The sequence below is a fragment of the Rhodanobacter sp. TND4EL1 genome (assembly GCF_054061035.1).
The window spans coordinates 447510-466645 of the sequence record NZ_JBSSDT010000001.1 but is presented as its reverse complement, the minus strand read 5'-3'; the positions used below and the strand labels follow the sequence as shown (position 1 = coordinate 466645).

17 protein-coding genes and 1 pseudogene are annotated in these 19136 nt (G+C 60.9%); 14 read left to right on the top strand and 4 right to left on the bottom strand.

Translation table 11 applies throughout. From position 1 onward, the window contains the following. Positions 1-114: 114 nt before the first annotated feature. The 5 genes and pseudogenes from ACVWWQ_RS02165 to ACVWWQ_RS02145 all read left to right on the top strand — a co-directional run. Positions 115-1854 carry a hypothetical protein gene (locus tag ACVWWQ_RS02165; RefSeq protein ID WP_133950304.1) on the top strand — a complete coding sequence of 580 codons (1740 nt, stop codon included), beginning with the start codon at positions 115-117 and terminating at the stop codon, positions 1852-1854. Between the two features lie 4 nt (positions 1855-1858). Beyond that, positions 1859-4027, top strand: a complete 2169-nt coding sequence (locus ACVWWQ_RS02160; protein WP_133950306.1) for a hypothetical protein — start codon at positions 1859-1861, stop codon at positions 4025-4027. Next, positions 4020-4541, top strand: coding sequence for a hypothetical protein (locus tag ACVWWQ_RS02155; protein WP_166669743.1), 522 nt, complete (start codon positions 4020-4022; stop codon positions 4539-4541). The genes ACVWWQ_RS02160 and ACVWWQ_RS02155 overlap by 8 nt, the downstream gene beginning before the upstream one ends. Before the next feature lie 37 nt (positions 4542-4578). Next, entirely contained in the window at positions 4579-6363 is a 1785-nt protein-coding gene (locus ACVWWQ_RS02150; RefSeq protein ID WP_166669744.1) for a single-stranded-DNA-specific exonuclease RecJ, read from the top strand. 122 nt (positions 6364-6485) lie between these two features. Next, a pseudogene (locus ACVWWQ_RS02145) lies at positions 6486-6764 on the top strand (IS21 family transposase); the annotation flags it as partial. 201 nt (positions 6765-6965) lie between these two features. Here the strand turns inward: ACVWWQ_RS02145 and ACVWWQ_RS02140 are convergent. After that, positions 6966-7253, bottom strand: coding sequence for a helix-turn-helix domain-containing protein (locus tag ACVWWQ_RS02140; protein WP_015447537.1), 288 nt, complete (start codon positions 7251-7253; stop codon positions 6966-6968). 79 nt (positions 7254-7332) lie between these two features. Here ACVWWQ_RS02140 and ACVWWQ_RS02135 point away from each other — a divergent pair, with 79 nt between their 5' ends. The 3 genes from ACVWWQ_RS02135 to ACVWWQ_RS02125 are packed head-to-tail and all read left to right on the top strand — an operon-like array spanning position 7333 to position 9542. Beyond that, a complete protein-coding gene (locus ACVWWQ_RS02135) occupies positions 7333-8193 on the top strand; it encodes a hypothetical protein (protein ID WP_015447538.1) in 861 nt (286 codons plus the stop codon). 47 nt (positions 8194-8240) lie between these two features. Further along, a complete protein-coding gene (locus ACVWWQ_RS02130; RefSeq protein ID WP_133950310.1) occupies positions 8241-8984 on the top strand; it encodes an enhanced serine sensitivity protein SseB C-terminal domain-containing protein in 744 nt (247 codons plus the stop codon). A 9-nt stretch (positions 8985-8993) separates the two neighbouring features. Beyond that, entirely contained in the window at positions 8994-9542 is a 549-nt protein-coding gene (locus ACVWWQ_RS02125) for a cyclin-dependent kinase inhibitor 3 family protein (protein WP_015447540.1), read from the top strand. A 36-nt stretch (positions 9543-9578) separates the two neighbouring features. On the opposite strand, the gene ACVWWQ_RS02120 is transcribed toward ACVWWQ_RS02125, so the two are convergent. Then, complete coding sequence (locus ACVWWQ_RS02120; RefSeq protein WP_133950311.1) at positions 9579-10187, bottom strand: porin family protein; 609 nt, start codon at positions 10185-10187, stop codon at positions 9579-9581. Between the two features lie 409 nt (positions 10188-10596). Here ACVWWQ_RS02120 and ACVWWQ_RS02115 point away from each other — a divergent pair, with 409 nt between their 5' ends. The 6 genes from ACVWWQ_RS02115 (at position 10597) to ACVWWQ_RS02090 (ending at position 17890) form a co-directional block, all read left to right on the top strand. Continuing rightward, positions 10597-10920 (top strand): hypothetical protein, encoded by a 324-nt coding sequence (locus ACVWWQ_RS02115; RefSeq protein ID WP_457383287.1) that lies wholly within the window; start codon positions 10597-10599, stop codon positions 10918-10920. Between the two features lie 71 nt (positions 10921-10991). Beyond that, positions 10992-12281: a TolC family protein gene (locus tag ACVWWQ_RS02110; protein WP_457383286.1), complete on the top strand. Its 1290-nt coding sequence runs from the start codon at positions 10992-10994 to the stop codon at positions 12279-12281. Next, complete coding sequence (locus ACVWWQ_RS02105; RefSeq protein WP_133950315.1) at positions 12278-13375, top strand: efflux RND transporter periplasmic adaptor subunit; 1098 nt, start codon at positions 12278-12280, stop codon at positions 13373-13375. Before ACVWWQ_RS02110 ends, ACVWWQ_RS02105 begins: the two co-directional genes overlap by 4 nt. Continuing rightward, positions 13375-16509: a CusA/CzcA family heavy metal efflux RND transporter gene (locus ACVWWQ_RS02100; protein WP_133950317.1), complete on the top strand. Its 3135-nt coding sequence runs from the start codon at positions 13375-13377 to the stop codon at positions 16507-16509. Before ACVWWQ_RS02105 ends, ACVWWQ_RS02100 begins: the two co-directional genes overlap by 1 nt. After that, positions 16506-16829: a P-II family nitrogen regulator gene (locus tag ACVWWQ_RS02095; RefSeq protein WP_133950319.1), complete on the top strand. Its 324-nt coding sequence runs from the start codon at positions 16506-16508 to the stop codon at positions 16827-16829. The genes ACVWWQ_RS02100 and ACVWWQ_RS02095 overlap by 4 nt, the downstream gene beginning before the upstream one ends. A 95-nt stretch (positions 16830-16924) precedes the next feature. Further along, complete coding sequence (locus tag ACVWWQ_RS02090; protein WP_133950321.1) at positions 16925-17890, top strand: cation diffusion facilitator family transporter; 966 nt, start codon at positions 16925-16927, stop codon at positions 17888-17890. A 30-nt stretch (positions 17891-17920) separates the two neighbouring features. Here ACVWWQ_RS02090 and ACVWWQ_RS02085 read toward each other — a convergent pair whose 3' ends face one another. Both ACVWWQ_RS02085 and ACVWWQ_RS02080 read right to left on the bottom strand, forming a co-directional pair. Beyond that, positions 17921-18508 (bottom strand): phosphatase PAP2 family protein, encoded by a 588-nt coding sequence (locus ACVWWQ_RS02085; protein WP_133950323.1) that lies wholly within the window; start codon positions 18506-18508, stop codon positions 17921-17923. Further along, positions 18505-19128, bottom strand: coding sequence for a cation transporter (locus tag ACVWWQ_RS02080; RefSeq protein ID WP_133950325.1), 624 nt, complete (start codon positions 19126-19128; stop codon positions 18505-18507). The genes ACVWWQ_RS02085 and ACVWWQ_RS02080 overlap by 4 nt, the downstream gene beginning before the upstream one ends. Between the last annotated feature and the right edge of the window lie 8 nt (positions 19129-19136).

Below are 19136 nucleotides of genomic sequence, written 5' to 3'. Positions count from 1 at the left end.
AAGGCCGCCAAAGCCAAAGAGGCGGCCGGGGTAGATGGGGCCACATCGGTGCCGACCGACGGTCCCGCGTCGAATGTGCTGCCGCTTCCGTCAAGTCGGGCCATCAAGTCTTCGATGGCTGGCCGTCCTGCGCTCCACCTCGTATTTCCGGTAAGTCATGGTGTCGCGGAGACGCTGGATGCTTCCTACCTGCTACGGACGCCGAATCTTACAGAGGCGATGAGCACGGCGTTCCTCAAAAGGTTCGCGACACACACGCGCAAGACTCGCATCCACTCAAACAAGTGGCTTCGTCTGGGATTTTTCGAGTTTCTAAAGCTGGAGAACAAGGAAGACCTGAGCCTAGACAAACTCCATTCCGAACTGATCCATGATTACATTCGCTGGCTAAATCGTGTCGACCCCGGCACCGGCAAAGCTGTTTGGACAGAAGGGACCCGAAGTTCGTACTACAACATTCTGGGCGTGATGGTCAAAGCGCTCAAACGAATACCAAAATGGCGCAAGCAAATCCCGGCGGATTTCAGCGTATCGACGCATCAATGGCCAGGGAAGAAGCGTAAACACACTCCGACGCCAATCGTTCAAGACGAAGACTTTGCGTTGCTATATCAGGCATGTTTGACGGAGATGACCCAAGTTCGTGAGGTAATCGCTGCCGACCTGGAGCTCCTCCATCGATCGGTGCAGGAGATACCCCAAAACCCAACCACATGTCGGGACTACGCACATCGCGGTGTAGCGTTGGCCGCCATGGATGAAATTTTCGCGCACACTGTACCAAGTTACCCTCAGATGTTGGAAACGCACTCCTACCTGCTCACGGCGATCAAAACGCAGTTCGGTACGGTGATGAAAATGCGATCGGTGCTTGCGCCCAGTCCTCGGGATCTGGTGCCGTTTGTCCTCATGTTGGCCATCCACACACGCTTAAACCCTGAAGCATTACTGGCAAGCAATCAAGAAGATTTCGGTACCGAGGACAGGCTGGGAGAAAAACGATTCAGGCCTCGCGTCAACAAGGGGCGGGCGCGGCGTAGACAAATGCCTTCCACGCCCGTCGAGGCGGCGTACGACAATCCACATTCGATCGTCGAGTTCCTGAATGCCTGGACCGCTCGCTTGCGCAAATTGGCCAAGCCAGAAATTGCCAATCGCCTGCTTCTATTCGTTCCTCGCACGGCTTTCTCGGGAGTGTCATTTTTTGATGTCGAAGGCGATACCGGAACCTCGACATGGACCACTGCGCTCAGGAATTTTTGCGAAGACCACAATCTCAAACGGTTTACGCTACAACAGCTGCGGCCGACGATGCTGGACATTGGCCGCGCCATTCACGACAACGATGTGCGTGCCGCTCAGGCGCTAGGGGACCATCGTTCCCAGGAAACAACCAACTCCCATTACACGAGTGGCGCGCAACGAGAACGGAATGCAGAACGATTGGGTGAGATATCTACGCTTCGCAGGCGTTGGCTCGACACGGACGGCAAAGCCGATTCCCGCAACGCGCCTGTGGGCACCGATGAAGGCGCGGTGACGCCCGGTTGGGGGTGTTTTGACCCCTACAAATCACCGTACAGCCCGCGCGGAAAACTGTGTAGCGCCTTTGGTCGATGCCCGGCGTGCCAAATGACTCAACTCGACATCCATTCGGTCTACGCGGCTGCGCAATCACTCAATTTGTTGGACGCCGTCCGCCGGGCCCGCGAAACAATGGACCCACAAGGCTGGTTGGAACGTATGGCCTCGGTAGAGAAAAAACTGGTCTATTTCTGGTTACCCCAGTTTTCGCCCGAGATTCTCGAGCAGGCTAAGTCTCTGAACCTTCCACCATTGCCAACACCGGATTGAAGCGATGATTTCATCCACAGCCATGCTTACCTCGCCATCCGCGGCTCGACGCCTGCATTTGGAGGCTGACCCCTGGGACGCTCCGGTATCGACACGGTCGAAATTCGGTGACCTCGTCTGGCTGCTTGACCTCACGACGCCGGGGCAGGGATCGGGAAGTGCGCGGTTGGACTGGGACTTCGACCTTGGCGATGGGTTGAGCTTCGGCCAACCGCGCTTCTCGACACTTCGGGGCGGCCTAATGCGCTTGGTCTGGTCGCTTTTTACCGATCGGCGCTCGGGATTGGATCTGACGGTGGGAAGCGTCATGAAACTATCCACTGCGATGCGCTCCCTGGTCAGGTGGATGGTCAAGAACGACTACGTTTGCATCAGCGAGTTGACCAGCGCAGCAAGTGAGGACTATCTCGATGACCTAGTCAGCTCTTACATGCTCGAGACCGAAATGATGGAAGGCATCCCGGCAGAAGACGAATCGGAGGACGATGAGCAGGACGACCCGGAGATTCCGCTGGGGGCCTTGCGTCCCAGGACGAATTTTTGGTCATTGCTTTGGGCGCAGCGGGCTGTCCTGCGCGAAGCCGGTGTGGCCGTTCTGCCCGAGGCCCCCTTCGGCGGGAAGAGCGCTAGAACGGTAGCCAACAAGCTGGCAACCAAGATTGTCGGCTGGATTCCACCTGTGCCAGATGAAGTCGCGCTTCCGGTTATGGCGGAGGCACATCGATGGCTATGGGAACGGGCCGACGATGTGATTCGGCTGCAAGACGAATACATCGCCCTGTACCGTCCCGAATTGTGCAGGGAATACGCCGGTATTGTTGCGGGCGTGGCATTGGAGAATTTCAGATTCTCCAGCGCCTCACCAGAACTGGTGCCTTGGCGGGGGCCGCTTCAAGAAGCAACCAGACTCTCGATATTTTCTGGCGAATGGCGAACTGCAGTGCACGATTCGCATTCGGTACTTAGAACCCTGATCGAGGATGTTTGCGCCGCTTGCGTGATCGTTCTGCAGAGTGAAGCCGGCCCCCGGATCAACGAAATATGTGGCTTGGCTGCGGGGATGAATGCGCAGACCGGCTTACCCGCATGCCTGGAGCTTCGCAGTAGCAAGACCGGGCTAAACGAGCACTTCTTCCTGAAAGGACTACTGTCGAAACTGCGTCGCGTCCCCGAGGAAGTCGAATGGCTGATCGGGGCCAGGCCAGCGGGATCTGACTTCATTCCCGCCCCGGTCCGCGCTATCCAGGTATTGCAGCGGCTGTTCGAGCCATTGCGCAACAACGCGACGGACGATTCACTCCGTAATAACTTGATCGTTCAGATGACGGCACCCCGGGGCTATCCCCGTGACGGGAAAATGATCGGACGCGTCCTCGCAAGCCGGCTGCGAACGCTGCAACGGGTCTTTATTGGCAACCACGTGGATTTGAGTGGCCTGCCGGATCGAAATGCCCATGGCCAGGATTTGGCTCGATACCGGGAGACGAAAGGCGCCTGTTTGCTCACTCATTCCTGGCGTAAATCCTACGCCCTCTATGTCTTTCGCACTGACTCGCGCATGATCGGCGCCATCGCGCAGCAGTTTCATCACTTGTCGCTCGCAATGACGGAGCAGGGCTACTTGGGCAACGACCCTTCGTTACTGGAGGTGATGAACGGGGTGCGCGTGCAACAGACCGCGCAGTTCTTTTACGAGATGGCGAGGGGCGAGCGCCGTGTCACGGGCCGCATGGCGAAGCTGGTAGATGAGTTTCGTGCCGAGTTCGCTCGGATTCTTGGTGCCGCCGAAGGCATGGCCGGCATCGCGACTGTGCAGCAATGGGTCTTGAATGAGGACATTCGAATCTGGTTCTCACGGCATGGAAAATGTTTCATAGGCCTAGGGCCAACGAAGGCCCGTTGCCATGAATTGGGCGGAACGGTGCACTGGGCCAATGCCGAGCCCAACTACGTGCACCGCAATCCGGAAACGTGTCTAGGCTGTCCACTTTATGCGGTGGACGCTGACCATGCCGAGTTCTGGCTGCTGCGCTATATCGAAAACACCAATTTCATGGCGGCATCGGCGACCAGTAGAGCCGCTCGCGCGGCGGAACTGCGGGCCAAGCAAAGCGCGGCGATACTGCAAGCGATCAAAGTGCCGCTGCCTGAGCTGGTGACGACCCATGGTTAAGAATCCGGCACTTCCCGGCGATGGTATCGAGCAGGATTTCATGCAGGCGTTGGCCCGGGTCGCGGCGGGCAACCCCATCAATCCGGCATTGGTCAAGCGCGCCAAGCGCGGCACCCTGGAGGTCAACATCTCGACGGTGGCTATGGAGGCCGGACACTCACGCACCCTGATAAGCCATGACAAGTGCGCCTACCCCCGCGTGCGGATGGCGGTGTTGGCTTATCGCCAACCAGCGGGCGAACCCACATCCTTGTCCGAGCTCAATCGCAACCTGCGCCAGGAAAACGCGGAACTGCGTCGCACGGTAAAACTCGCCCGCGAATCCATGGCGGCGATGGCATTGCGTATGGAACGTGTGGTGCGCAATGCCGAGCGGGAAATTGCAGCTGCACGCCGACGGGAAAAACGCGGCGATCGCGACCCCAACCAAGTGGCCGGTCTCTCGTCAGTGTTGCCCACGCCGACCGATGGGGTCGTTCTGGAGTTCAAGCCTGATCGGAGTAAGGACACGTGATGATGGTCGTGGACGCAGGTCGCGATTCGGAGAACGCATGAGCCAGACTCTGGAGCACCCCGTGTTTATAGAGCGTGCGCGCGACGCAACTGTGGAGCGCGCTGCGCTCGCGGAGGGGTATACACCGCTGCAGTCGCGCGTGCTCGCTGGCCGGCTGTCTGACGTCGCTGACGGGCAGATCGGGCGTGCCGTTCAGCCGACGTCCTTCGACTTGGATGGGCCTGAGACCTTGCCGGATATCGCGGTCGCCGCGACGTTGATTGCCGACGCTGTGGACAACAATAGGCCAATCGCGATCGTCACCGACCATGACGCGGATGGAGCGACCTCGCACGCCATCCTGCGATTGGCGCTCGAGCAAATGGGTGCCAGTCCCGAGCGCATTTCCGGCTTTCTGTCGCATCGCATGATCGAAGGATATGGTGTGAGCGACGCCCTCGTCGATCGCATGTTGCTGGACATGCAGCCGAGCACCTGCGTCGTGACGGCGGACCAAGGTAGTGCCGATGAGGCGAGGATTTTTCGTCTTCGGCAGTACGGTCACGATGTCGTCGTCACTGACCATCACGGCATTCCGATCGAGGGCCCGCCAAAGTCTGCCAACGCCGTAGTGAATCCTGTACGCACTGACAGCCAGTTCCCAGACAAGGCTATTGCTGGCTGTCATACCGCACTGCTGGTCATGGCTGCAGTGCGCGAGGAGTTGATTCGCCGCGGGCGAGACGCCAGCCACCTGCCTCGGGTATCGGAGCTGATGGATTTTTGTGCGGTCGGCACCATCGCGGATGCTTCTTCCCTCGGTCAGTCACGCAATAACCGACTCATCGTGCAACGTGGGCTGCGGATCATGAATACGCGGCCGCGCCCGTGTTGGAATGCACTGCGGCGCCTGGTTGGCAAGTCAGGAAACTGGGTTTCGGCGGACATTGCCTTTCAGGTCGCCACCCGCATCAATGCGCGGGGCAGGCTAACCGACGCGATGCTGGGTGTCGAGTTCCTATGCGCGACCGATGACGAAGAGGCCTTTCGCTTGGTCGAGCAACTGGATGAGAGCAATCGAGAGCGACGCACCATCGAAAAGGCGTTGACGGTCGCAGCCACCGCCGTAGCCCGGCAAGCCGTTGGTGCTGGCCGCTCCGGGCTATGCTTGTGGTTGGGCGAAGGTGCCCATCCCGGGGTGCACGGTATCACTGCGAGCCGGATGGTCGAAAGGTTCGGCCGTCCCACGATTTGTCTATCGCCGATGCATGGCCACCCGACGATCGCCACTGGTTCCATCCGCACTACGTCAACATTTCATGTGCTCGACGCGTTGGACTCGATCAGAAGTACGCACCCGGATTTGCTGATCAGCGCTGGAGGCCATCGCGGCGCGGGCGGCTTGAAAGTCCTGCGCAGAAATATCGATGCGTTGGCCGAAGCGTGGGATCGCTGCGTGGCTGGCTGTTACGGGGATACGCCACCTGGGCCGGTATTGCTGGTAGATGGCGAACTAGAGGCGCCGAGTCTGGAACATGTGCGCGAATTGTCGAGGCTCGAGCCCTTCGGGCGTAGCTTTGAGCCGGCCGTATTTTGGGCGACGTGGCAGGTGAATCAGGTCCGCGCGATCGGTGATGGCAGCCATTTGAAACTCCTACTAACCGCCAACGGCCGTTCAACGGATGGCGTCTGGTTCAACGCTATGGAACCCGGCGGCGATCTCCCGGTGCGCGCCGGCCAATCCGCGCGATTGGCGTTCTCGGTGGATGAGAATATTTATCGGGGCATGAGCCGGCTTCAGCTAGTGATTCGCGGCGTAGACGCAGCGAAGGACTGTGAGTGAAAAGCAAGCCATATTGTTGTTGAGTTCCATCCAAAACTGAGCCACTTCGCTGGGTGATTTTCGTCGAAATTTGAGCCACCTCCTCCCACCCTCTGCTCACAGCACGAGCGGGAGCAACAGGAGTGATCGACGTGGCCCTATTGAGCGTAATCCGACGCTGGCACCTTCGTGACAAGATCTGGATCCGAGAGATAGCTAGACGCACGAAGCTGTCACGCAACACCACAATCAAGTACCTGACGAGCGGTGAGACCTCCCCGAGGTACCCCCACAGGAAGAGCCCCAGCCAGCTCGATGCGTATACAGCGGAGTTGTCCGACTGGCTGCGCACCAACCAGCGACAGTCGCGCAAGCAGCGGCGCACCATGCGGCAGATGCACGCTACTCTGCCGACGAAGGGCAGCTTCAGGTCCGGATCAAGGGATTCGGCCACCCTGGTAGCCAATCCGTTGTATATGGGGTACGCGGCAAAATCTTGGAACAGCTAATTGCCCGCATGGAATACCTTCCTGCGGCGTTATCCGCAACTCACAAAGCCCTACAGGTGACGAAATAGCGTCAAATGCTGATACACGCAGAGTCAGATCGCATTCCCGCGCATCTCAATTTGGTGTCCGGCGCGTCAACTTGCTGCCTTTCTTTCCGAGTAAAGAGCGGCGCTGAAGATACTCGCGAAAAGCTGCGACAGGATCCGCGCCGAGCGCGTCGCAAATCTCGATGAACTCGACAACGTCAATTCGACGCTCGCCGCGCTCGACCTTCGATATAAAGGTCTGCGTATTGCCAAGGCTCTCGGCCAAGGCAAGCTGGGTGACGTCTGCGCGCTCCCGCAGGTCGCGGAGCAGCGTCAGTAACGTCTGATAGTTGGGGTGGTGTGTCGAGCGGGCCATAAACTTGCCGGTAGTTGGCTAGGCACGCTAAAGTCCGATTCGGGATAGTCCAAAATCGGCTTTAAAAAGGTATTTGCCCGTGTTTGTAGCCGCCGCGGTGCCGGAACATTCAGGCGCTGAACCACCCTCATTCAGGGTGGAAGACCTTGGCGTGTTCGGTGGAATGGCGTTCCTTGCGGTGATTCAAGCCGGTGCCGACGCGGGTTTCAGGCACGTACGTGCCCGCTCCGGTTTCGGGATGCGCTTGGCGCCGCATCGCGCGCTGCGACATCTGATTCTATCGACCCTGTTGGAAGCCGGTGTTCTAGCACCGATCGCCTCGCGACGCCGGCTTGACGATGCGATTAGCGAAGCACCCTGGAGTGAAGGCGCAAGCCTCGAAGACTCTGACTGGCTTATCATCTGGAATGAAATGACCCGAGGTAGCCTGCCGCAACAGATCCGTGACTGCATGGATACGTTCGAGTCGACGGCCCGCTCTCGTGAAGTCATTTTGCAGACGTGGGAGTCGCTAGCCATTGGGGAATGCTTGGCATTCGGTGAGTACGCTCTGGCAGCGCACAATCTCAACCCGGCGCTGGCGCGGCCTGCTGCCGCAGCACTTCCGGCGATCCTGGCGCAACATTCCATCGGTCAGGGCTGCGCATTGATGTGGTCTGCGGCCAAGCACTTGGCATCCTGGTTTATGCGAAACGGTGCGGGTTCTGCCGGCACCGCAGAGCGCGAACTTGTCAATTCGATCTGCTTGAACGCCGATCGTGCGAATTTCGGCGGAGGTCCGGTCAAGCAATTCAGCCGTCACTCTGCGGTGCCCATGAGCACCTTTGCGAGCACTTTTATCTGGACTAGCCGGCTCGGTGATGATTACTGGAATGTCCCTGTGTCCGAGCGTGCATTGGATGTAGCTAGACCCATTGGGGCGGGAAGGGGTGAGTACTGATGTGTCCCGCCAAACCAACCGGGCGTCGATCCAGCAGGTTGAATTGAATGACCAAAATCACGACTGACAAGCTTGCGCAACTACTGGCGGCTGCACGAGCTACGCCGCTGGTAGAAAACCCTGCGCACGCCGAGGAGGCGGTCTTCAAAGCATTGCTTGATGCGACCGTGTATGCGCATGTGCCGCTGGAGAACGCGCCCGAGGGCAGGATGCGCTTCATCCAGTTCGTGCGCCCGGACAACAAACAAACCGTCCTCCCATTCTTTAGTGACCGGGAACAGGCGGGAGTGGCCTCAGCCAACAGGGTGGCCATTGTGGCCATGTCGGGACGACGATTGTTCGAATTGACCCGGGGCGCCACCCTGATGCTGAACCCCAACATCGATCAGGTTGCCTTGTATCCACCGGAGATCGTGGCGCTCCTCGAGGGACGCCCCCTCGGTTCCTACACCCAGGAAACCCTTGTGGATTGCGAGCAAGTCGGCGTGTGTCCCCCCGCGGAGCCCACTGACGAGCTGGTCCTTGCGCTTCGTGACCTGTTCCAGGGAGAGGCAACGGTCCGGGCCGCCTACCTGGCAGAGATTCATCGGGGGGCTGACGGCAACGATATTTTCCTTTTGCTCACGATCGTTGTGCCGCCAGCACACAAAGAACGCCTCATCCACCTGATCTCACTGACGATCCAGCCTGTCTCGTCGCATTTGACGCTACCACTCACTGTCAGCTGTATATCTCCCGACGCCTCACTTCCGGATCTCTGTAACCACGGGATCCAGTTTTATGGAACCTGACGTAATCGTATGCCTTCGCTCATTCGAACCAGCCAGACCCATCCACTACGTATCGCCACCATTCCGGTGGGTGAACGCGGTGGCGCCATCGGCGTGACCTTCGCGCCGGGCAAACGACAAGCGGCTGCGATGACGGGCATCTGGGAGCGCGACTTGGCGACGGATCTGCACGCGATTCGGCAGTGGGGCGCGCAGGATCTCATCACGCTGCTAGAGCCACACGAGTTTGAGGAGCTGGCGATTCCCGATTTGCCGACTCAGGCCCGCGCGCATGGCCTGCGATGGCATGGCCTACCCATCACCGACGGAGCAGCACCTGATCATCGGTTTTTGGATCCCTGGATCACCCTGGGACCTCAGTTAGTCAGTGAGATCGGCAGCGGTGCACGTGTGGTAGTCCATTGCAAGGGAGGACTGGGGCGTGCGGGTACTGTCGCGTGCTTGTTGTTGCTTGAGAGCGGGGCAGCGACCAATGCTGATGATGCAATGCGCCAGGTGCGTGCGGTCCGGCGCGGTGCCATCGAGACCGACGCCCAAGAAGCGTTCTTGCGGGCATGAGCGCTTGCACCGGGTTAAGTTGGCCTGCGTGAACGATTAAAGATCAAGGGCGATGCCCACCAGCGCCATCGTTTCTCCACGATTGGGCTTGTGAAGCGCGCCGTTGGAGATGTGGCGGATCTGAAAACTGAAGTGCTGACCCTGCCAGCCGATGGTGCTGACGAATTCATAGGCGCTGCTTAAGGCCTGCGTTCGCCCGCTATGCAGCGCAGGCTGAAAACTGACAAACAGAGGACGGTACCAATCGTCAGCGTCGCCGTAGTGGATTCGTACTCCGCCTGCGATCAGTCCAATGGAGTCCTTAGTCGTGTAGCGGCCGTATCGGAAGCGTTGAACTTCACGACCATCAATCCAGCCCAATGAGACGTCTGGTGACCAGGTAAAGCGACTTGAGCCAATGCGCTGTTCGTTAAATACGCTCTCAACGAATACAACAGGCGTGCTGGTGCAGTCCATGTAACTCGGGCCGGCCTGAATCTCCCAGCGGGTTGTCGCCATGGCGGGAAGAATAGGGGCTGCAAGGCTAAGCGCGAGGAGACCGCGAAGGCATGTGACATCGCGACGGCGTATGGGCGGCGCGCCGGGGAGATCGGAGAGGAGATGGTTGCTGTCAGCCTGATAACGTGTCTTACCGTTTTGGATCATGGTATCTGTCCTGACGTGTTGCTGTCAGGTACATCTTCCATTCGAACAAGCGCCGCTGTATTTCACGAATTGACCGTGCATTGAATCAATGTGCTTCCAGTCTTGAGCAAGAAAATGTAAGGAAGAGAAATTTCGATCCATGCCCTACGAAGTTGTGAAATCCACAGCGGCTCCACTATGCCGCGCTACCTTCCTTCAGCGCAGCAGGTTTAGTCAGACGCTGGCGACGCATCGCCGAGAGTGAGTCGCTCCCGCATCGACGGTGGATGTCTTCCCCACCATGCTGAACGAAGGTGAGCAAATGAAATTGTCTAACACCTATGGTGCTGGGTAGCATGGCCGGATGCCATACGCCCGATCGTCACTGCTGACTCGCCTGCGCCGCCACCGCGGTCTGTGGGTGTTGGCCGTGGCCGTGCTGATGATCAAGTTGGTCGCCGGCACTGTGTGCGTGGCCGATGCGCCAGAGAAGCGATTCGTTTCGACCACCACCATCTCCGCCGCCAGCATGCCAGTTGATACGGTGGTCGCCGACGTATCCACTGATGATCCGAACGCCTGTCTTCTAGGCGAAACGGGGGGCTGTCATTGCGCTTGTGCGCACATGGTGACGCTGCCAACGACCGCCCGGCTTTCTATTGCCAGGGTGGAAGCTCGCTTCGACACGCTCGTTATCCGTTCCGGATTCACGCCGGCCACGACCGGCTCCCTGTTGCGCCCTCCCATCGCCTGAAATCGCTCCGTTTCGCGACGCATCCGCCTGTGCGGTGCGTCGCTTCGTGACCGTTTTCAGGAGATCGCTTCATGTCTGTTTTACGTTCGGTGCCGATCGGCGCCGTGTGTCTGTTGTACGCGGCGATGCTCAGTGCCGCCCCCGTATCCCAACCTTCCCCTCCGGTAGTGGCTCCCGCGCCATCGTTGGCATCGTCCCCGCTGCAAGAGGCGGTACGCCGCATCTGGCAAGCCAGCCCCGAGGTACAGGCTGCTCGTGCGGATCTCGACGCCGCCCGGGCCCGTGCGCGTGCTGCAGCGCAGCCGTTGTACAACCCCTCGCTGTCGCTCGATGCGGAGAACGCCGACGTCAATCGACGCACGGCCGGCCTCAGTCTGCCTCTGGATCTGTCCGGCAAGCGTCGCGCACGCACCAGCCAAGGTGAGGCCGATCTGCTGGCGGCTGAGGCGAGCTACGACGTGCGGCGTCGTGACGTGGCCACCCGTTGGTTGAAGGCATGGTCGACCGCGGCTCTCGCAGCCCGACAAAGTGAACTGGGTCGCCGTCGCCTCGCGTTGATGCAGCGCTTCGACGACCTGGCCGCCCAGCGGCTCAAGGTGGGCGACATCAGCAGCCCCGAGCGCGATCTGGCCGGCCTGGCACTGGGTGAAGCCCAGGTGCAGCAAGCCACGCTGACCGGCAATGAAGCGGCAGCACGCGCTGTGTTGCTGGCCATCAGCGGCGATCAAGTCACGGCCCTGCCGCCGCTGCCCAACGGCCTGTCACCGGCGACGGACAGTGTGATGCCGTTGTCCGTCGATGAGTTGCCGGAACTGCGTCAGGCCCGCGCTCAGCAAGCAAGCGCCGAGGCCGGCGTGCAGGTCGCACGTCGTGCGCGCATTCCCGATCCGACACTCAGCCTGACCGGTGGCCAGGTGCGCAGTGGGCCGCGTACCGATCAGGTGATCGGCGTGAGCGTATCCATTCCGTTGCCCGTACTCAACACCGGACGTGCCGAAGTGGATGCCGCTCGGGCGGAAGCCGATGCAGCCGCGGCCAGTGTGCGTTCGCGCCAGTTTGTATTGCGTGCCGGACTGCAGGAAGCGCAAGCCCGCTACGCCGCCTTGCGCGGTGCAGCTGAGGCGTTCCGCAGCGGTCGTGCCGCCGCGTTCGGGGATCGCACGGCGTTGCTGGAGAAGCTCTGGCGTGCCGGCGAAATCAGCACCTCCGATTACCTCGTACAGCTCAAGCAAAGTCTCGACACCGCGTTGTCCGGCCAGGAACTGGAAAGCCAAACTTGGCAGACCTGGTTCGATTACCTCACCGCTGCAGGCCGTCTGACCGACTGGCTCGACGGCCGCACTCAGGATATTTCCCGATGAATGTCTCTCTTTTGAAACGCAGCCTGCTGGGGCTGGCATTGCTCGCCGCGCTGGCTGGCCCCGTACTGGCGCAGGAATCGGCACCCACCAATCCGCTTGCGCTGGACGCCAAGGCGATCAAGGACGCTGGCCTTGTCCTCGAGAAGGCCGCTCCACGTGCACTGACGGATGAACTGAAAGCCCCCGGCGAAGTGAAAGCCGATGCGTATTCCACGGTGCTGGTATCGCCACGCGTGGAATCGCAGGTGCTGGCCCGCAAGGCCCGACTGGGCGATGTCGTGAAAGCCGGCGCACCGTTGGTGGTGCTCTCCAGCGTCGAGGTGGCCGCCACGCAAGGTGCGTTGATTGTCGCCGAACAGGATTGGCAACGGATCGCGTCGCTCGGGCCCCAGGCGGTGTCGGCCCGGCGCTACAACGAGGCGAAAGTGCAACGCGACCAGGCGCGCGCCAAGTTGCGTGCCTACGGTTTGTCCGACGGTCAGATCGGCGGGTTGCTGCGCAAGGGATCGGCCGGTGCTGATGGCAGTTTCGAGTTGCTCGCGCCGGCCGCTGGCCGTGTGACCACCGATGAATTTCTGGTCGGCGAGCGGGTGGAACCCGGCCGCACGCTGTTCACCCTGGTCAAGGAAGATTCGGTCTGGGTCGTCGCGCAGATGGCGCCGGCCGATGCCGAACGGGTCAAGCCCGACGCCGACGCCCGCATCCTCGTCCACGACACTGCGATACCCGGCAAGGTGGTACAGCGCTCGCACCAGACCGATGAACGCACGCGCACGGTGCCGGTACGCATTGAGGTCGACAACCGCAAGGATCTGCTGCATCCGGGTGAGCTGGTCGAGGCGCGCATCGCCGCTGGCACTGCTGTGCAGAAGCTCGCGGTACCCGCCGACGCGATCGTGCTGCTGCAGAACCAGCCGACCGTGTTCCTCGCCAAGGGCAACGGCCAATTCGAACCGGCACCGGTCATGGTCGGCGACACGCGCGATGGCTGGACGGTCATCACGCAAGGTCTCAAGGCCGGCGACACCTACGTGCGCAAGGGAGCTTTCGCCTTGAAGGCCCGTTTGCTGCGCTCGCAGCTGGGAGAAGAATGATGCTGGAACGTCTGGTTGAATTCTCTCTGCGCTACAAGGTGCTGGTACTGATCATCTTCGTGGTGATCGGTTTTCTCGGCTTTCAGGCCGTGCGTCAGCTACCCATCGATGCCTTCCCGGACGTGACGCCGGTACAGGTCAACGTCTACACCGAAGCCTCGGGACTCGCAGCGGAGGATGTGGAGCAATTGCTCACCACGCCGGTGGAGTCGGCACTCGCCGGCTTGCCCAAGGTGGAACAGATCCGCTCGGTGAGCCTGTTCGGCTTGTCGTATGTGTCGGTGTACTTCGACGACAGCATGGACATCTACTTCGCCCGTCAGCTGGTCAACGAGCGGCTGCAACAGGTCGGCGATCGTTTGCCGGCGGGTTATGGCAAACCGGAAATGGGACCGAACACCTCCGGTCTCGGCCAGGTGTTCTGGTACACGGTCGAACGCGCCGACGACAAGCTGAAAGGCGCCACAGCCGGTACGGCACCGAACGACATGGATCTGCGCACACTGCAGGACTGGACCATCCGTTTGATCCTGCGCACCGCGCCGGGCGTCGATGACGTCAGCTCATGGGGCGGGCAGGAAAAACAGTTCCAGGTGCGCATCGATCCCATGAAATTGATCGCGCACAAACTCGGCTTCAAGAACGTGATTGAGGCGCTGCAGGCGAACAACGCGCAAGTCGGCGGCAACTTCGTCGACGTGGGGCGCGAGCAGTATCTCGTGCGCGGACTGGGCTTGATCCAGAACGCCAAGGATCTGGGCAACATCGTGCTCAAGACCGAAGACGGCACGCCGGTCTACGTGCGGGACGTGGCCACCATTACCGAGGCCGGGGCACCGCGCACCGGGGCGGTGACGCGCGACGGCAAGGAAGTCGTGCTGGGCATGGCGCTGGCGCGTATCGGTGAGAACGCCAAGAGCGTGGTCGATGCGGTCAAAGCCAAGCTCGATACGGTGAAGCAATCCTTGCCGCCGGGCGTGGTCGTGAAACCGGTGTACGAGCGTACCGAACTGGTCAACGCGGCGGTGGGTACTGCCGTGCGCGCGCTGGTGGAAGGTTCGATCCTGGTGGCGCTGGTGCTGTTCCTGTTCCTGGGCGAGTTCCGCAGCGCGTTGGTGGTGGTTGTGGCGTTGCCGTTGGCGATGCTGATCGCCTTCATCTGCATGAACCAGGTGGGGCTGTCGGCCAACTTGATGTCGCTGGCGGGGCTGGCTATCGGTATCGGCATGATGGTCGATGGCGCGGTGGTGATGGTGGAGAACGCCTATCGCATCATGGCCGAACGCAAGGCGCACGGCGGTCCGGTGGATCGTACCGCTGCCGTGTTGGCGGCCGCCCGCGAGGTCGCCAACCCGATGGCGTTCGCGATCCTGATCATCATCGTGGTGTTCCTGCCGCTGTTCAGCCTGCAAGGGCTGGAAGGCAAGATGTTCAAGCCGATGGCGTTCAACATCAGCTTCGCGATGGCCGGTTCCCTGATCCTCGCGCTGACCTTGATCCCGGTGCTCGCTGCCCTGGTACTGAAGCCCAAGGAAGAGAAGGACACCTGGCTGGTCGCGTTCCTGAAACGCCATTACGCCAGCGTGCTCACATGGGCGTTGGCGCGGCGCAAGCTCGTGCTGGGCATCGCCGCCGGTGCGTTGATCGGCAGCCTGGCGCTGTTCCCGTTCCTGGGCAAGGAGTTCATGCCCAACCTGAAAGAGGGCGCCATCATGTGGCGCATCACCTCGATTCCCTCGGCGTCGCTGGACGAATCGATCAACATCTCCAAACAGGTGTCGGCGCTGATCAAGCAGAAGTTTCCGGAGGTGGACACTACGCTGGCGATGATCGGTCGCGCTGAAAAAGGTGAGACCGCCGACGTGAACTACATGGAGGTCTACACGCCGCTGAAGCCCAAGGATCAATGGCGCGAGGGCGAGACATTGGAAAGCATCGAGGAAGCGATGCAGAAGGAGTTGTCGGCCGCCTTGCCCACCGCCGTGGTGAGCTATACCCAACCGATCCAGATGCGCATCGAGGAGTTGATCTCCGGCGTGCGGGCTACGTTGGCGCTGAAGATCTATGGCGATGATCTGGGCGAGCTCGATCGTCTCAGTGGCCGCATCAAGAACGTGCTGGCCGGGGTACCGGGGGTGGCGGATCTCGCGTTGGAGGCGAACATCGGCAAGCCGCAGATCCGCATCAAGGTGGACCGCGATGCGTTGGCCCGTTACGGCCTCAACGCCGACGACGTGCTGACCGTGGTGAAGAACGGTATTGGCGGCGAGCCGGTGACCACGCTGCTCGATGGCGTGAAGCGCTTCGACATCGCGGTACGGCTGGACGATGCCGACAAGGCGTCCCTACCGGCGATCCAGCGCATTCCGATCCGCACCCCCAGCGGCGCGCTGGTGCAGTTGTCGCAGGTGGCCGAGGTCAGTGATGCAGAAGGCTATTCGTTCATCCGTCGCGAGCAGTTGCAGCGTTATGCGGTGATCCAGATGGACGTGCGCGGCCGCGATATCGACGGCTTCGTCAAGGATGCCAATGCCGCCATCGCGCAGCAGGTGAAGTTACCCACCGGCTACTACAGCGAATGGGGCGGTGCGTTCGAGAACCAGCAGCGGGCGTTGAAGCGGCTGTCGTTGATCGTGCCGGCGACGATTTTCTTCATCTTCGTGCTGCTCTATACCGCGTTCAACTCGGTGAAGTACGCCGCACTGATTCTGGCCAACGTGCCATTCGCCACCATCGGCGGCATCGTCGGGCTGGCGATCACCGGGCAATACCTGTCGGTACCCTCGGCGATCGGCTTTATCGCGGTGTTCGGTGTGGCGATGTTGAACGGCATCGTGCTGGTGAGCTTCTTGAACGAGCAACGTGAGAAAGGCTTGCCCGTGCGGGAGGCAGTGATCCGCGGCACCGCGCTGCGCATGCGACCGGTGATGATGACCGCCAGCGTGGCGATCCTGGGCCTGGTGCCGATGCTGCTCTCAAGCGGCGTCGGTGCGGAAACCCAGCGTCCGCTCGCCACCGTGGTGGTCGGCGGTCTGATCACCTCGACCCTGCTGACGCTGGTGCTGCTGCCGGTGCTCTACGACTGGATCGAAGAACGCGCCGCCCGGCGCCTGGCCAAGGAGAACACCCCATGAAAGAAGTGAAGGCATTTATCCACCGCGGCCGCATCGTCGACGTCATCCATGCCCTGGAGGAAGGCGGATTTCGTTATCTGTCAGTCAGCGATGTCAAAGGTCTGCTGACCGCGCTCAGCGCTCAGGAACAGATCTATTCGATGGAGCTGGGCGAACGGGTCACTCGGCAGATCAAGCTCGAAGTGTTTTGCGAGGACGATCAGGCCGAACGGGCCGTACAGTTGATCCGTTTGCACGGGCGCACCGGCCAGAGCGTGGCGGGCTGGGTCTACCAGAGCACGGTGGATCGGGCGTGGCCCATCGACGGTCAAGTGGGCTGATGAAGACGGGCGGGGTCACCCCCGCCCATCCTTCCTGATGTCATGTCATAACACGGCGGCGCTCACGTACAGTGGCCGCCGCAAAGGAGATATCCATGGGCACCGCCGAACCCCACGAACATGATCATGACCATCATCACGACCATAGCCATGGCGTGGCGCCGGATGCGGACAAGAAGTACCTGACCATCGCACTGTTGTTGCTGCTCGGTTTCATGGCGGTCGAGGTGGTGGTCGGCATTCTGGCCAAGTCGCTGGCCTTGATCTCCGACGCCGGCCACATGCTTACCGACGTCGGCTCGATCGGGCTCGCATTGGTGGCGATGCGCCTGGCCAAACGACCGGCCAGCGGTAGCTACACGTTCGGACTCAAGCGCGTGGAAATCTTGAGCGCGCAGGCGAACGGCGTGACCCTGTTGTTGCTGTCAGTCTGGTTCATCGTCGAGGCGATTCGTCGCCTGATCGATCCACCGGTCGTGGAGGGTTTGCTGGTCACGGTGATTGCGGTGATCGGCATCGGCGTCAACCTGCTGGCCGTATGGGCGATGAGCAAGGCCAACCGGCAAAGCCTCAATGTCGAAGGCAGCTTCCAGCACATCCTCACCGATCTCTATGCCTTCATCGCCACAGCCATTGCCGGCGGCATCATCTGGTGGACGGGTTGGAACCGGATGGACTCTATCGCTGCGCTGGTGGTCGCCGGATTGATGCTGAAAGCCGGCATCGGGCTGGTACGTGAATCGGGACGCATCTTTCTGGAGGCTGCCCCGCGCGGCCTCGATCCGGTAGCGATTGCCGAGGCGATTCGCGCCGTGCCGGCAGTGACCCGGCTGGATGACCTGCACGTGTGGGAAGTGACCTCGGGCATGCCGGCGTTGTCGGGGCACATCTACGTGAACCACGACATTGACTGCCACGACGTGCGTCGTGAGGTAGAAGCCATGTTGCACGATCGCTTCAAGATCACGCACACGACACTGCAAACCGATCATGGAACCACCGACGAATCGGCTGGCGCGGCAGCAGGCTGCAGCTTTGCCTCAACCGGCGGGGCGCATTAGGACATCGCTGCGTTGGCGATGAACGAAACCTCACGCCTGTGACGATGTGGGCGCGATGAAGCGCGTCATCGCAGGGCGACGAAGCCATCTCCAACCAAACAACATAACCAGCCCACCCATCGCGAACGCGCCCAGCATGTCGCCGGGGTAATGCACCCCCAGGTAGATCCGGGCCCATGCCATCGGCAGGCCGAGCAGCGCGATCCCGAGGCCCCAAGCTCGGGTACGTCGATCCAGCAACAGCATGCCGGCGACCACCCACTGCACGGTCAGGTGGTCGCTGGGAAAGCTGCCGGTCGCCGCATGAGTTACCCAAGCTTGACCAGCACCAGCCACGAACGGACGCGCGCGATCCCAAACCAAGCCGATGACCAGGTTCGCGAGCAATGCCGCGGCGGCGGCACCCGATGCTTTCAGGGCGATCGGTCGCATCGACCACCGAGGAAACATCAGCATCGCCCCAAGGAGAACGGCGGTCAGGATCAACGACCCATCGGCCAGGCCGCGCGCCAGATGCAGCATCTCGGACGATGGCGGTGTAGACGGATGGATTGCGTGGAACAGTCGAAGGTCAACGGCGTACGCCATGGTGCCGAACCCCGAGATCGGCGATGTCATGGCTTGCCGATCGGTGCAAGGGCAGCGATCCGTGCTTCCTTTGCTTCGCGCAGGATACCCAACGCCTCCTTCAGCACATAGCAGGCGATGGCCGCACCGATGACCAGATCGGGCACCGCACTGTGCAGAAGGAGCACCAGCACTCCGGAGATGATCACTGCCAGGTTGGCAATGACGTCGACCCGCGTGAACAGCCACGTGGCGCGCAGATGCACTTCGCCGTGACGGAACCGTTCCAGCAATCTCAACACGGTGGCGTTCACGATCAAGGCGATGAAGGCAATGCCCATCATCCAACCACCCTCGGGATGACTGCCCGCGACGAGTCGCCACACCACACCGGCAAGGACACCCACGCCGAGGATCAGCAGCAATGTGCCGCTCAGGGTGGCGGCCGATGCTTTGAAGCTTGCACTGCGCTGCCAGGCGACGAGCGCGATGCCGTACGCACTCGCGTCGGCGAGCATGTCCAGCGAATCGGCGATCAGCCCCATCGATTGCGCGATCAGACCCGCGACGATGCCGACCACAAACATCGTGGCATTGAGAACCAGCGCGAAGCGCAGGATGCGTCGCTCCGCTTCGTTGCTGGCTTCAGCATGGCAACTACATTCACTCATGCCCTATC

Excerpts from the sequence above, each read along its gene's own strand:
- ACVWWQ_RS02165 (WP_133950304.1), top strand. The coding sequence starts at position 115 with ATGGCTGGCCGTCCTGCGCTCCACCTCGTATTTCCGGTAAGTCATGGT.
- ACVWWQ_RS02160 (WP_133950306.1), top strand. The coding sequence starts at position 1,859 with ATGATTTCATCCACAGCCATGCTTACCTCGCCATCCGCGGCTCGACGC.
- ACVWWQ_RS02155 (WP_166669743.1), top strand. The coding sequence starts at position 4,020 with ATGGTTAAGAATCCGGCACTTCCCGGCGATGGTATCGAGCAGGATTTC.
- ACVWWQ_RS02150 (WP_166669744.1), top strand. The coding sequence starts at position 4,579 with ATGAGCCAGACTCTGGAGCACCCCGTGTTTATAGAGCGTGCGCGCGAC.
- ACVWWQ_RS02140 (WP_015447537.1), bottom strand. The coding sequence starts at position 7,253 with ATGGCCCGCTCGACACACCACCCCAACTATCAGACGTTACTGACGCTG.
- ACVWWQ_RS02130 (WP_133950310.1), top strand. The coding sequence starts at position 8,241 with ATGACCAAAATCACGACTGACAAGCTTGCGCAACTACTGGCGGCTGCA.
- ACVWWQ_RS02125 (WP_015447540.1), top strand. The coding sequence starts at position 8,994 with ATGCCTTCGCTCATTCGAACCAGCCAGACCCATCCACTACGTATCGCC.
- ACVWWQ_RS02120 (WP_133950311.1), bottom strand. The coding sequence starts at position 10,187 with ATGATCCAAAACGGTAAGACACGTTATCAGGCTGACAGCAACCATCTC.
- ACVWWQ_RS02110 (WP_457383286.1), top strand. The coding sequence starts at position 10,992 with ATGTCTGTTTTACGTTCGGTGCCGATCGGCGCCGTGTGTCTGTTGTAC.
- ACVWWQ_RS02105 (WP_133950315.1), top strand. The coding sequence starts at position 12,278 with ATGAATGTCTCTCTTTTGAAACGCAGCCTGCTGGGGCTGGCATTGCTC.
- ACVWWQ_RS02100 (WP_133950317.1), top strand. The coding sequence starts at position 13,375 with ATGCTGGAACGTCTGGTTGAATTCTCTCTGCGCTACAAGGTGCTGGTA.
- ACVWWQ_RS02095 (WP_133950319.1), top strand. The coding sequence starts at position 16,506 with ATGAAAGAAGTGAAGGCATTTATCCACCGCGGCCGCATCGTCGACGTC.
- ACVWWQ_RS02090 (WP_133950321.1), top strand. The coding sequence starts at position 16,925 with ATGGGCACCGCCGAACCCCACGAACATGATCATGACCATCATCACGAC.
- ACVWWQ_RS02085 (WP_133950323.1), bottom strand. The coding sequence starts at position 18,508 with ATGACATCGCCGATCTCGGGGTTCGGCACCATGGCGTACGCCGTTGAC.
- ACVWWQ_RS02080 (WP_133950325.1), bottom strand. The coding sequence starts at position 19,128 with ATGAGTGAATGTAGTTGCCATGCTGAAGCCAGCAACGAAGCGGAGCGA.